This window comes from Nostoc sp. DedQUE02 (assembly GCF_034531035.1).
GTDB lineage: Bacteria > Cyanobacteriota > Cyanobacteriia > Cyanobacteriales > Nostocaceae > Nostoc.
Map to the genome: position 1 here is coordinate 188560 of NZ_JAVRBY020000006.1, position 13957 is coordinate 202516.

The following is a 13957-nucleotide window of genomic DNA, read 5'->3' on the forward strand; positions in this document are numbered from 1 at the left end:
TGTTACAAATTTTGTTACAAAGATATCCCGCCCCTTCTGTGGCAACCGCCTGCCAAGGCATCCAATTTGGCTAGAATATTGAGGCATTGCGGTGCGATGTCTACGATGGTCACTGAGCTTTGTCGAAGTGCGGGCTACGCCTACGCAGTTTAGTAAGCAACACCTACAAAAAGTTGTCAGCAGCAGATAAACGCAAAATGCAACTAGCTCCCCTGTTCCCAATTTTCTATCGCATTCTCCAGCCGAGTTTTCCCAACTGCCTTTGGACTGGAAATTCTCATGCTAAAGCGATCGCACTCACATTCGATGATGGGCCACATCCTCAATACACACCCGAAGTCTTGACAGTGTTAGATCGTTACAAGATTACAGCGAGTTTTTTTTGGTTGGGTGTTTGCGTCAACCGTTCACCAGCTATTGCTAAAGCCGTTAGCGATCGCGGACACTGGATCGGATTGCATGGCTACGATCATCGCTCTTTTCCCATGCTTTCTCCAAATGACTTGAAGGACAGTTTAGAAAAAACCCAAGCTGCCATCTACAATGCCTGCAACCTGCAACCTCAACAACTGCGAGATGTCCGCCCGCCTAATGGTTTCTTTACACCTGCTACTTTAAAATTGTTCTCTCAGTGGAATTACCGCCCAGTTATGTGGAGCGTTGTACCAGAAGACTGGGTGCGACCAGGTGTAACTACTGTGGTAGAGCGAATTATGCAGCAGGTCAAAAATGGTTCAATAATTGTTTTGCACGATGGTGCTTGCGGTGGAGAAGATGTTGCTGCCACAATTCAAATTCTCATTCCGCAACTGCTACAACAAGGTTATGAGTTTGTAACTGTTGATACTCTGTGGCAGCAAGTTAAGACAAACTAAAGTACTAGCTTATAAAAATGTAGCGCTGGCGTGTTTAGTACTCAAACTTAGCGATCGCTTATTTACATATTTTGCATAGCAAATGTTTATCTGCGATTACGACATTGTAGTGGATAGCGCTTACCCCGCCATGTCGTCCAACCATCTGCTATTTTAGTACTACTGTTGTATTTGAGATACCAGTTATCTTGTTCTGCACCTAAATAACGAATACCTAAATCCTGTTTTTGTCTGCTGGAAAAACGTTTTCCTAGAGGAACCCACGCACTACCGTTATCACTAAACCGCCCGACGAGACGGACACCAGAAGTAGTAGAGCAAACATTACCACTACAACTAGTTTGTGGGTCATCAACTACTTTCCACTGCATTTTCGCTGGTCTACCATCAATATTACAATCCCAGAGACCAAAGAACCACTCACCAGCAATTTGACTGGCTTTAACATGACTAGATGCCAATACCAAACTTGCAGGAACAATCGCCAAGCCCAAAAGCCATTTTGTGATGTTTTTCATAATCCTTCACCAATTCCTTAAGCTAATCTATATTTTCTATTCACTTATAGATATCAGTATTACTGTTTATGCAGATCATAAAAGTGTAAAGATTTAATGTTTTTTGTGCATAAATTGGGACACCTTCCTATTTGTACAATTAAACGGATTAATCAATTACAAACGGGTGAACTGTTGCAGATTTGAAGGAAAGTGAGGTACACAACTATTCGTCTGTTACACAGGTATAAAGCGTGTTTTATTACTGAATTCTGCTGTATTTAACTAACAAATTTTAAAATCTATCTGACCTGAGTGCATTCCTCTTATGCACTGAGGATAATTCAGAACTTCTAAAAGTAAAAATTGAGCGCGTTAACCCAGTACCGACCCCTCTGCAACTGCGTTTATTGTGCAATATGACCGCAGAATGGCATGAAGATTTTCTTACATTAGACCTCTTGGCATTTGTGCTTTTTGCAAGAGGGCGAAAAGGGGTTCATGTTAAAGGGGAAGGGGACAATACAGAACCTTTTCCCCTTTCCCCTTACCCTTTTCCCGACAAATGCCAAGAAGTCTATTTTTTAGCCAGGAGTATCAGCCTTTGGTGGCTGATATCCCAGTGGCTTATGCTAATTTTTAGAGTTGATGTGCGGCGAGAAAAGCTTCGACTTCAGCAGCAGTAGGTTGAGAAGCGATCGCACCTGGTTTAATGGTAGTCAGTGCCCCAACAGCGCTGGCATAAGTGACAATGCGTTTTGCTGTTTCTGCATCTTGCAAGCTGTGGATACCATACTTACTCAGTTGGTGGATGAATCCTGCCAAAAAGCTATCTCCTGCACCAGTTGTATCAACTACAGGGATGGAAAACGAGGGTAATTTACCTTCGTTCTCACCAAGACAATAAGTGCAGCCGTTTTCCCCATCTGTCACCAGTACTCCCTCAATTGAAGCTAGACGATAAGTGATGGCTCCGGGATCTGCGGTTTCAAATAGCCATTGGGCTTCTTCTTTGGAGAGTTTGAGGAAATCAATTCGCTTAAATAATTCTGGAATTTTTTGATGGGCAATGTTTGGCTCTTTCCAAAATACAGGACGCCAGTTAACATCCAGCACAATTTTTAAGTCGTAATGTTCTGCTAACTCTAAAGCGCGGTTTATTGCCGCTTCACTTTCAGGATAGGCTAATTCCAAAGTACCCAAAACCAGAAAATCTGCTTCTTGAAACAGCGAATCTGACAATTGTTTAGCTTGCAAGCGAGTATCGGCAAATTCTGCGGTATCGTACTGACCAAATCCGGCAAAGGTGCGATCGCCAGCCAGATCCCGTGTAACATAAACTTGCCGCGTTGGCGCTGTAGGATGGCGTTGTACTCCCGTAGTCTCTACACCTACATCTTGTAATAGCTTGACCAGTGCATTTCCTGGCTCATCTTCGCCAACGGCTCCGATAAATCCTGCTGACATTCCCAGCTTGACTAAAGCACAGGCTACATTAGCTGGTGCTCCTCCTGGGTAAGGAGTCCAAGATTTCACTTCTTCCAGCTTTAGTCCTAATTGATCGGCTAAACAATCAAACAAAATTTCACCAAGGCACAAAACACGGGGATTGCTCATCTCATTTTCAATTTTAGATTTTGATTTAAGATTAGGAATTTACAGTATAAAATCTACAATAGTTTTTGTTAATCTGTCGCCAGTCCTTCATAGAATTAAATAGCAATTTTTACTACTCCCATAACATATATATGTTTCCGATTCTCACTTATTTTAACTAAGTGCTTAGACAACATTTTTATCAAAATAAGCTATATTTATTACATCAAATGTCGCATAGTTTATATTTTTGCCAATTTGAAATTTAAAGAAAATATTGACAATCGTATTACTGCTAACACTTGAAACCCCTACCAAGAAAAGAATCTTCTAGAATTAGAAAGAGCAATTAAGTACATATACCAAGGGAGGATAGAAATAGTCATGGCTGGTGGCAAGTCTGAGACCCCCGTTAGTCTGTCAGACAGAGAACTGCAAATTATCGACTTAGTAGCCGCTGGCTTAACTAACCAAGAGATTGCAGGAAAACTGGAGATTAGCAAGCGTACAGTTGATAACCATATCAGTAATATTCTCACCAAGACTGAGACAGATAATCGAGTAGCCCTTGTCCGATGGGCTTTACAGTGGGGCAAAGTCTGTTTGAATGATGTTAATTGCTGTACTTTACCTAACCAGATAGAATAAACAATTTCCTAGTCGTAGCGTAATTGTTCTGGTTTGGTATAATCACAAGCAATTTTGAGGTTTACTGATTTTCCCCTCTTAATGCCTAAGTTTTCAGTGTGAACATTCTACCAAAAGTTCCGAGTCCTTCACTCAGCCGGAGTTTATGTTAGTGGAGCCAGCTGACCCTCGGACTCGGAAACTATAAAGATCAGAATTCATTCTCAAATTCAGCAGAACAGATATAGGACTGGGGATTAGGGACTGGGGACTGGCCAAACAGGGTATGAAGAAGAGACAAGGTAGACAAGGAAGAGGGGGGAGACTTGGGAGAGACTTGTTCAATAATTCCCCCTTGTCCCCCTGCCTCCCCTGCTCCCCTGCCCCTCTGCCCCATGCCCTAACAAAACAATCATCTACAAAAATTAGCAACAATTCAGTAGTGCAAGCGTTACATTTGAAAGAAATCTATGTTGCCCCATCGGCTTTGGGAGTAGTGTTCCAATGAATACTTCCGCTTCTTTTCAGGGTAGCTCGTCTCCCTTTGAATTTTTTAACTTTGGTTTTACCTCACCTGTATCTGAGAAAGTTCCGAGTCTTGAAGATCGATTTTCAGACTTTCCGCAACCTACACAAGATGCCGACTTACTCAGACAGCTATCGTTTATTCCAGGGTTGAAAGAAATTTTGATGCTGCGGCAGGTTCATGCTTTAGAACATGCTACGGTTTGGGTTCTTAGCGAATCAAAAAACCCTTATCCTGCTACAGGACAAACCACTAACGTTCAACTAGATAATGAACTATTAGGCGGGTTATCTACTGATCAGGGATTTTACCTCTACGGTGAAGTAAATATTAGTGATTTGCGGCGTGCGATCGCACTTGCTCGACATCGCATCACCAGTGGAGAATGGGATTTGGCTGTACATCCCCGTTGTGGCACAAATTTGTCAGTAGCAATGCTCTTAACAGCTGGGCTAGCTGTGGGTGTGCATCTGTTGCTACCATTTCGACCAATTGAGCAACTTATAGGTTTAGGATTAGCAGCGACGACAGCCGCAGAACTCGCACCTGATTTAGGTTCTATAGCACAGCGTTACCTAACAACCGCTATTCCTTTTAACCTAGCAATTGAAAATATTACCCGTACCCGTGACGTTTGGGGGCGTGAGGCACATTTTGTTAAAGTGGGCTGGCAAGAATGAGAAGGGTAGGGGGCAGGGGAGAAATCAATTCAAAATTCAAAATTCAAAATTCAAAATTCAAACATTTTAGTACTTCTGACTCCTGCCTCCTCTTTCCCAATGCCCAATACCTAATGCCCTAAAAAAATTATGAGAAAACTTTACTTCTTACTTCCCGGTACAGATAGCAAATTTGCCTGTGGTGGTCTTTGGGCTGAGTTAAAAGCACTTAATCTAGCTCAGAATTTCTGTAATGCTGATGTTGTAACTTACCGTCAAAGGGAAAAAGATAAGCTTTTTATTGATGATTTGCTAAAAGAGAAAAATTTAAATGATGTAATTTTTGTGATCAGTTGGGGATTTGATATACCCCAACTTGTGGCTAAACTTAAGCAATATAATGTTGTTTACCATGCACATAGTCCAGGTTATTCGTTTAGGCTACCTGCAAGTATTCCAATCATGACTGTTAGCCGCTATACAATGGGATATTGGGGAGAAAAATCACCCAATTCTCTGATTTATTATTTGCCCAATCAAATCTCTGATGAGTTTCAAAATTTCGGGTTGGAACGGGATATTGATGTTTTAGTTCAAGCTCGGAAGTCTTCGGAATATTTAATTAAAGAATTGATTCCAGCGTTGCAAAAACGTTGTAAAGTATTGGTTGTTGACTCATACATAGAAGATTTACCTGGACTATTCAACCGAGCTAAGGTTTACCTATATGATTCTGCTGAGTACTGGGCACAACAGCGTGTTAGTGAAGGATTTGGTCTACAACCAATGGAAGCTCTCGCTTGTGGTTGTCAAGTATTTTCTAGTGTCAACGGTGGACTAGCTGATTACTTAGATCCGGGATTTAATTGTTATAAAATTGCTGGATATTCTCAAGAGTATGATGTGCAACGTATTATGAAGGTGATTGAATCGTCAGTAGTTTTGAGCTTGTCTGAAAATTTTTTAGTTGAGCATCGGACTGAAAATATTATTAAGCGTTTCCAAGTTATTGTGGATGAGTTAAATGAGTTTTTCGATCACAAGATTCAGCAGCCATCTAATATTAAAAGTTTGACGAAAACACGGATGGCGAAATTACTTGCTCAGAAGATATACGGTAAGTTGAGGAAGAAATATTTTAAGTAATGGAAACAAACCGCAGAGGCGCACAGATTACAGAGAGAAGAGAGGAAATCCAATGAGTCGGCGGTTATTAGTTACTGGTGGTGCGGGGTTTATTGGAGCGAATTTTGTCCATCATTGGTGTCAGGCTTATCCAGGCGATCGCGTGGTGGTGTTGGATGCGCTTACCTACGCGGGAAATCGTCTGAATTTGGCGCCCTTTGAGGGAAGAGAGAATTTTCGATTTGTGCAAGGGGATATTTGCGATCGCACCACCATAGACAACCTATTAGCAACAGAAAATATTGATACCATCGCCCATTTTGCCGCAGAATCTCATGTTGATCGTTCGATTCTTGGGCCGGCTGCTTTTGTGCAAACTAATGTAGTGGGAACTTTCACGTTGCTGGAAGCTTTTCGCCAATATTGGGAAGCGAAAGCACAACCATCTGATTATCGTTTCCTGCACGTTTCTACTGATGAAGTTTACGGTAGCCTGGGCACAGATGACGCAGCTTTTTGTGAAACCACACCCTACGCGCCCAATAGTCCCTATTCAGCTTCCAAAGCGGGTAGCGATCATTTAGTCCGTGCTTATTATCATACTTATCAACTTCCAACGATTATCACAAATTGCTCTAATAATTACGGCCCTTATCAGTTTCCCGAAAAACTCATTCCCCTAATGTGTATCAACACTTTGAGCGGGAAACCATTACCTGTTTATGGCGATGGTAAAAATGTCCGAGATTGGCTTTATGTGGGCGATCATTGCCGTGCTTTAGATGTGGTAATTAATCATGGTCAACCAGGAGAAACATACAACATTGGTGGCAATAATGAGGTGGAAAATATTAACCTCGTCCAACTTTTGTGTCAGATGATGGATGAATTAGCACCTGATTTAACAGTGCGTCCAGCAAAGCATTTGATTACTTTTGTTAAGGATAGGCAGGGACATGACAGGAGATATGCAATTAACGCAAACAAAATCAAAACTCAGCTTGGTTGGACACCTTCAGTAACAATTGCTGAGGGTTTACGTTTAACTGTTGAATGGTATCTCAATCATCGTGATTGGTGGGAACCTCTGCTGTCTGCGGAATATCAAGCTTACTATCGCAAAAATTATCTGTAGAATTCAGAATACAGAATACAGAATTCAGAATTCAGGACTAAAACACGCTTTATGCCTGGGTAACAGACGCGAGCTTGTGTACCTCACTTTCCTTGAAATCTGCTTTATCTTTAACCCACATTCTGCACCCAATAGTGTCACCATTAATAATTAGTGTTGTGATTCACCTGCCGATGGAGGCATGATTCTTTGTGGCGTGAGACAATATCCCAGCGCCTTCATAATGGAATTGACGTTTTCAAGGCGCGGGTTGCCATTGCTGGATAAGGCTTTTTGCTACCCCCGGCGTGTTATGCCTATTTGATCGGCTATTTCACTAATTCCTCGTACACGAGCAACGACGCGCAAGGATGCCAACAACGCACCGGAATCGTTGTCTTCTACATATTCCTGAAATATCTCCGTCAAATAATTGTCGATTTCTTCTGGGTGCTTACGGAAGTACTCTTCTTCAAATTCATCAAGTGTTCTAAATTTTCTCACCACTTAGGTACTCCAGTAAGTTTTTGTGCTTTCAATAAATTATCAGGCTCCCCCAGTTTTTGTAGATAATGACTATCCTTGAATATAAGGGAATCAGATCAACGTAAATTGCCAGCAGGTGTTAAGATGCTGCAACCAGGACAAATATTACAAGATCGTTATCAAATCCAGCGCCAACTCGGCAACAATGGAATTCGTCAAACTTGGCAAGCATTGGATTTAGAAGCCTCTGATGGCGAAAATTCGACCGTTGTGGTCAAACTTTTGGCCTTTGGCGGTACTGTGCAGTGGGATGACCTGAAACTTTTTGAGAGGGAAGCACAAATTCTTAAACAGCTAAATCATCCCCGCATCCCTCGATATATAGATTATTTTTGTATCGACGATCGCACCCTCTGGTTTGCCTTAATACAAGAATATATTCCTGGGGAGTCGCTCAAGGATAAACTTGCTGTTGGCAAAAGATTTAGTGAAAAGCGAGCGAGAAAAATTGCTGTTGAGGTTTTAAATATTCTCACCTATCTACATGAGTTGAATCCAGGGGTGTTACATAGAGATATTAAACCGAGTAATTTAATCTGGGGCGAAGATAATCAGATTTATTTAGTTGATTTTGGTGCAGTTCAGGATAAAGCGGCAAGAGAGGGCGTTACTTTTACCGTTGTCGGTACTTATGGTTATGCTCCAATGGAACAATTTGGTGGTCGGGCGGTTGCAGCTTCAGACCTGTATGCACTCGGAGCGACTTTGATTCATTTGCTCACTGGAACTTCCCCATCTGATTTACCCCAGCAGGATTTGCGACTGCAATTTACAGAGCGAGTTAACCTCAGTCCCAGTTTTGTCAGTTGGTTACAAAAGTTGATAGAACCCGCTCCCGAACAACGATTTACTAGTGCAAGCGTTGCACTGAATGCTCTCAATTCGGGACTAACTGTCAAATCTGGAAACAGGAATCAGCTTTTGCCGCTAAAAGAAATAATCAATAATTCTGGATGTGGGATAAATAATATCGATGAAACAGTCCCAGAGGAAATTCTCGGTTGGAATTGGGGCGCGTTTCTGATGCCTTGGTTGTGGATGTGGCCGAATCAAGTGTGGTACGGGCTATTCTGTTTTATACCTCATGCTTGGTGGTTAATGGCGATCGCACTTGGTTCTAATGGCAATGCATGGGCTTGGAAAAGTAGGCAGTGGCGCAGTATTGAACAATTCAAAGCGCATCAGAGAGGCTGGGCGATCGCTGGTATTCTAATTGGAGCGCCGATTAGTATTATGATGTGGGTTCGAGCGATCGCTTTGCTTAAAGCTGCACTGTAAGGCGATCTTTTGGGTGAATTTCAAGAGAGGGTTTTTTAGCCAGATAAATAAGTATAAGAGGATGTTGCCCAAACATAAAAATGTGTGGTTGGGTTGAGGCTTTGCTAAACCCAACCTACAAATATTCTTAACTTTACGCGATCGCTATAACCCAATACGCTTGGGTTAAGCAAATTTATCTGTTAAGGCAGGCAGGGGAGGCAGGGGAAGCAGGGGAAGCAGGGGAAAGCTTAACTGAACTGTATTGCGCTATAACCCACCCTAATAAATTGTCATCGCCAAGCGATTTATCTTTTTTTGCGATCGCACTTGACATTCAAGACATTCATTACAATTTTTCTTAACCTACGCAGTATTAATTCCTATCTAAACTAGGTAATTGCAAAATAATCATCAGTCGTATGCAGTTATTGCATGAACATGATTTTAGAATAGCCTCATAGATGCGATTCTAAATAAGGGAATAAAGATGGATACCCCTGGTGTTGACCAGGGGCTTTTTATTTAACGTGCGTCTCCAACAGAGGCGCACGTTTATTTAGTAGCTATGCCTTAAATGTCAAGACTGGACTCAACCGCGCCACTACATCCACCATTTCTGCCTCAACCTGCACATCAATCACAGACTGAATCGGTTTGTAGGCAGCAGGTGCTTCTTCAATTCAGCGTTCTTCACGTAGGGTAATGCAGTCTACTCCAGTTAATCCCAGTTCCACCTCGCTTTGAGATGCACCCTTGCGGCTGAGGTCGAAACGAGAACGAATTCTTCCCGCCCCATGCGAGGCCGAATTACAAAATGCTGGATTGCCTTTACCTACCATAAGATAAGAATAAGCACCCATTGAACCAGGGATAATTACTGGTTGCCCTACATGAGCAGGACTTGCACCTTTGCGTGTCACCCATCCTTCACCTTCTGGCAAGGTGATGTTGTGGGGCAAGTCATAAACTAGAGGTGCTTCCACATCTTTGTATACTTCTCGTAAACGCAGACGTAGCAATTCTGCTAATAGCAGGCGATTGACAAAAGCATAGTTAGCAGCAGTGGCCTCAGCTTGTAGGTAACTGGCGACTAATTCGGGGTGAGAATAAATAGAGAGAGGAAAAATCTGAGAATCGGGGTACTTCAGACTTTTTTGCCAAGTCGCCTTCGCTTTATCTCGCCACATTCCCCCAATATACTTACCCACATTTCGAGAACCAGAGTGAATCATAAAAGCTAGCTGTCCCTCGCGCACTCCCCAGGCGTGGGCAAGTGTACGATTTTCAACTTTATCAACCCGTTGCACTTCGACAAAATGATTGCCACCGCCAATGGTTGCCAGTCCGCCATCGCGTACTAGTCCAGTATCGGGAACCAATTCTTCAGGCGCAAGTTTCCAGTCACCATCCATTGAACCGCCTAAGAAGATGCGTTCGCTCTCTTGGGCAAGTTGTTGTAAATCAGATTTAACTACACTCCCCGTAGGCTGGTCTAGCATGGCATCCAGCCAACCAGGAACTCCATATTGAAATAGCGATCGCATTGTACGAGCAGTCATCGTCACATCACGCGTACCGAAGAAGTAATCCCCCTTCATCCGTTCTACGAATTGGTCGCGCTTTGCGAGGAATTTCTCGATTGTCAAATCAACAATATGCAGGCGCATCCCACAATTGATGTCAGAACCGACAGCACCAGGGATAACCTGACCCACGGTTTCTACGACTGAACCAATGGCAACACCCGCATCACCTGGGTGAAAATCAGGTGTGGCACAGGCACGGCAAACACATCCACCTGACGGGTGGCGGACGCTTGCTAAATTGGCTAACTGCTTCAGTGCCTTAGCTTCTACGGGGAAATCTTTTGGTAGTAGCACTTCTGCTACAGGTGCATCAGGAGAATTAACTAAACGAACTGAATAAGTACAATTGTTGTAAGTGACATCTAAACCTTGCCGCTCTAAGGCACGCAGGAGACGTTTAAGATTTTTTGGCTGCATGAAAACTCCAAATAAGGTCTTAAAAAAGACCCTTTGTTGTGAAGAGATGAGGAGACTTGGGTTCAGCAGCCGCGTCTGTGGTGGTGCAGAGGGTTGTTTTCCCAGAACTGTGGGGAAAGCAACAGGTTAATTTTGAGTAATGTGGTTATATAGCCTTAATAACACACAGTTTCATCGGATGACAAGGGTTTTGTAGTACGTTGTATTTTTGATGGACAACGGTTATTCAACTGAACCAAAGTTGTAAAGAAATTTGAAGTTTAACGAAAAACTTTTAAAAATCTCTAGACTCTCTAGCCGGCTAGAGAGTCTAGGATGAATTCAAGGCGATCCTCAACCAGAAATTTCTGACGTGTGAGGAATACGTCTCAGTCATCCAGCTCGATCTGGCTAGGTTGTTCATTTTATCCCGTAAATCTATGACTCTCCAACTCACAGTTCCCAGCATGTCTTGTTCTGTTTGTGCAAGCAAGATCACCAAAGCACTTCAGGCAGTCGATGCCAATGCTAGCGTTCAGGCCGATCCAACAACCAAGCTTGTTAATGTCCAAACTCAAGCATCAGAAACAGCTATTAAGGAAGCATTAGCTGCTGCTGGCTATCCAGTCGGCTAAAGAAAGGCGATTGGGGACTGGGGACTGGGAGAATGACCAATTGCCAATCCCTAACCCCCAATCCCTAACCCCTAATCCCCAATCCCTAATCCCCGATCCTCAATATGGATACTCTCACACTCAAACTTCGAGGCATGAGTTGTGCTGCTTGCGCCAGCAACATCGAAAAGGCGATTCGCTCTGTTTCTGGGGTAATTGACTGCAACGTTAATTTTGGAGCAGAGCAAGCCACTATCAAGTACGATCGCTCTCTAGCGAATTTAGAGAAAATCCAAGGTGCGATCACAGCTGCGGGATACTCTTCTTACTCACTCCAGTCAGAATTGCTCTCTGAAGAAGATGATGCAGAGATTGCGAGTAGGCAAGCATTACAACGCCAACTCTCGCTCAAGGTAGGAGTGGGAGGTGTAATCAGCATTTTTCTACTTTTGGGGTCGTTACCTATGATGACTGGGCTAAATTTACCCTTAATTCCAAGTTTCTTGCAAAATCCTTGGGTACAGTTAGTGCTGACAACACCTGTGGTGTTCTGGTGTGGAGGATCTTTTTATCGGAATGCTTGGAAATCCCTCAAGCGCCATACAGCAACGATGGACACGCTAATCGCTTTGGGTACAAGTGCAGCGTATCTATATTCTTTGTTTGTCACTGTTTTCCCAAAATTTTTTATTGCTCAGGGCTTGATACCTCATCTTTATTATGAAGTTGCCGCCATTGTTATTACCTTAATTTTGCTGGGGCGGTTGTTGGAAAATCGCGCTAGGGGACAAACTTCTGAAGCCATCCGCAAACTCATTGGATTGCAAGCTAGAGATGCCAGAGTGATCCGTGATGGTAGAGAAATTGATGTTCCCATTGCCGAAGTCAGAATCAACGATGTAATTTTGGTGCGTCCTGGTGAAAAAATTCCGGTAGATGGCGAAGTGATTACAGGCGCTTCAACGGTAAATGAAGCGATGGTGACGGGTGAAAGTTTGCCAGTCAAAAAGCAACCAGGAGATGAGGTGATTGGGGCGACGATTAACGGTGCAGGTGCATTTCAGTTTCGGGTGACACGAGTCGGAAATGATACGTTTTTGGCTCAAATCGTCAAACTAGTGCAACAAGCCCAAGGTTCTAAAGCACCAATTCAGCGCTTGGCAGATCAAGTGACTGGATGGTTTGTACCAGCTGTGATTGCCGTTGCGATCGCCACTTTCGTCATTTGGTTTAACTTCACTGGCAACCTTACCCTAGCAACAATGACAACGGTGGGTGTATTGATTATCGCTTGTCCTTGTGCTTTGGGTTTAGCTACTCCCACTTCTGTAATGGTAGGGACAGGCAAAGGTGCAGAAAATGGCATTTTAATTAAGGGTGCAGACAGCTTAGAACTAGCACACAAAATTAAAACCATTGTTTTAGATAAAACCGGTACTTTGACTCAGGGGAAACCGACGGTTACAGACTTTGTAACTGTCAACGGCACAGCTAATGCTAATGAACTCCAGCTTTTACAATTAGCAGCAACGGTAGAACGCAATTCTGAGCATCCTTTAGCTGAAGCGGTGGTGAAATATGCCCAGTCTCAAGAAGTGAATTTAATAGATGCAAAGAACTTTGTGGCTAATGCAGGTAGTGGTGTGCAAGCAGTTGTTGCCAATCAGCTTGTGCAAATTGGTACACAACGCTGGTTAACAGAACTTGGAATTAACACCATGAGTCTCCAGCAGTATAAAGATGCCTGGGAAGCTGCTGGGAAAACAGTTATTTTGATTGCTGTAGATGGCGAACTACAAGGAATAATGGGTATTGCTGATGCCCTAAAACCTTCATCAGCAGCAGTGGTGAAAGCCTTACAGAAGTTAGGTTTAGAAGTAGTAATGCTTACCGGAGATAATCGTAAAACTGCCGAAGCGATCGCAAGACAAGTTGGCATCGGGCGAATCTTTGCCGAAGTGCGTCCAGATCAAAAGGCGGCGATTATCCAATCTTTACAAGGGGAGCAGAGGGGCAGCACTTCTCTACGAGACGCTGCGCGTAGCTTGCTTCCACGAAGTGGTACGGCTACGCTCAGTGACCGAGGGGCAAGGGAGCAAAGGAGCAGAGGAGTAAGGGGAGAGAATTCTGATAAATTCTCACTCAAAACTCAGCACTCAATTGTCGCAATGGTAGGTGATGGCATAAATGATGCACCAGCCTTAGCACAGGCTGATGTGGGAATTGCCATTGGTACGGGAACAGATGTAGCGATCGCAGCTAGCGATATCACTCTAATTTCTGGCGATTTGCTCTTAATTGTGACAGCTATTCAACTTAGTCGCGCCACCATCAACAACATTAGGCAAAATCTCTTCTTTGCTTTTATTTACAACGTCATTGGTATTCCCATTGCGGCAGGAATTTTGTTCCCTATATTTGGTTGGTTACTCAATCCAATTATCGCCGGAGGTGCGATGGCTCTTTCTTCGCTGTCTGTTGTTAGCAATGCTCTCAGATTGCGTAACTTTCAACCAAAAACTATCTCATAATTGCA

At 43.2% G+C, this 13957-nt stretch carries 11 protein-coding genes and 1 pseudogene; 8 read left to right on the plus strand and 4 right to left on the minus strand.

The window, feature by feature from the left end:
- Positions 1 to 197 precede the first annotated feature (197 nt).
- Positions 198 to 875, plus strand: coding sequence for a polysaccharide deacetylase family protein (locus RMX98_RS08690; protein ID WP_322676565.1), 678 nt, complete (start codon positions 198 to 200; stop codon positions 873 to 875).
- Positions 876 to 961: 86 nt separating this feature from the next.
- Here RMX98_RS08690 and RMX98_RS08695 read toward each other — a convergent pair whose 3' ends face one another.
- Together RMX98_RS08695 and RMX98_RS08700 are read right to left on the minus strand one after the other, a co-directional pair.
- Complete coding sequence (locus RMX98_RS08695; protein WP_322676564.1) at positions 962 to 1393, minus strand: DUF6006 family protein; 432 nt, start codon at positions 1391 to 1393, stop codon at positions 962 to 964.
- A 618-nt stretch (positions 1394 to 2011) separates the two neighbouring features.
- Positions 2012 to 2989 (minus strand): carbohydrate kinase, encoded by a 978-nt coding sequence (locus RMX98_RS08700; RefSeq protein WP_322676563.1) that lies wholly within the window; start codon positions 2987 to 2989, stop codon positions 2012 to 2014.
- Positions 2990 to 3352: 363 nt separating this feature from the next.
- On the opposite strand from RMX98_RS08700, the gene RMX98_RS08705 reads away from it, so the two are divergent.
- From RMX98_RS08705 to rfbB, 4 genes are all read left to right on the plus strand, one after another.
- On the plus strand, positions 3353 to 3616 hold the full coding sequence (locus RMX98_RS08705; RefSeq protein ID WP_099103136.1) for a helix-turn-helix domain-containing protein: 264 nt from the start codon (positions 3353 to 3355) through the stop codon (positions 3614 to 3616).
- Positions 3617 to 4099: 483 nt separating this feature from the next.
- A complete protein-coding gene (locus RMX98_RS08710; RefSeq protein ID WP_322676562.1) occupies positions 4100 to 4801 on the plus strand; it encodes a DUF6391 domain-containing protein in 702 nt (233 codons plus the stop codon).
- Between the two features lie 129 nt (positions 4802 to 4930).
- Positions 4931 to 5926, plus strand: coding sequence for a glycosyltransferase (locus tag RMX98_RS08715; protein ID WP_322676561.1), 996 nt, complete (start codon positions 4931 to 4933; stop codon positions 5924 to 5926).
- 52 nt (positions 5927 to 5978) lie between these two features.
- The gene (rfbB, locus tag RMX98_RS08720) at positions 5979 to 7040 is read left to right on the plus strand and encodes a dTDP-glucose 4,6-dehydratase (protein ID WP_322676560.1); all 1062 of its coding nucleotides are present in this window, start codon (positions 5979 to 5981) and stop codon (positions 7038 to 7040) included.
- A gap of 276 nt (positions 7041 to 7316) precedes the next feature.
- Here rfbB and RMX98_RS08725 read toward each other — a convergent pair whose 3' ends face one another.
- A complete protein-coding gene (locus RMX98_RS08725) occupies positions 7317 to 7526 on the minus strand; it encodes a hypothetical protein (protein ID WP_322676559.1) in 210 nt (69 codons plus the stop codon).
- A 123-nt stretch (positions 7527 to 7649) separates the two neighbouring features.
- Here RMX98_RS08725 and RMX98_RS08730 point away from each other — a divergent pair, with 123 nt between their 5' ends.
- On the plus strand, positions 7650 to 8843 hold the full coding sequence (locus RMX98_RS08730; RefSeq protein WP_322676558.1) for a serine/threonine-protein kinase: 1194 nt from the start codon (positions 7650 to 7652) through the stop codon (positions 8841 to 8843).
- 545 nt (positions 8844 to 9388) lie between these two features.
- Here RMX98_RS08730 and RMX98_RS08735 read toward each other — a convergent pair.
- Positions 9389 to 10828 (minus strand): annotated as a pseudogene (locus RMX98_RS08735) (RtcB family protein).
- 419 nt (positions 10829 to 11247) lie between these two features.
- Here RMX98_RS08735 and RMX98_RS08740 point away from each other — a divergent pair.
- Entirely contained in the window at positions 11248 to 11442 is a 195-nt protein-coding gene (locus RMX98_RS08740; protein WP_322676557.1) for a heavy-metal-associated domain-containing protein, read from the plus strand.
- Positions 11443 to 11546: 104 nt separating this feature from the next.
- A complete protein-coding gene (locus RMX98_RS08745; protein ID WP_322676556.1) occupies positions 11547 to 13952 on the plus strand; it encodes a heavy metal translocating P-type ATPase in 2406 nt (801 codons plus the stop codon).
- Positions 13953 to 13957: the final 5 nt, after the last annotated feature.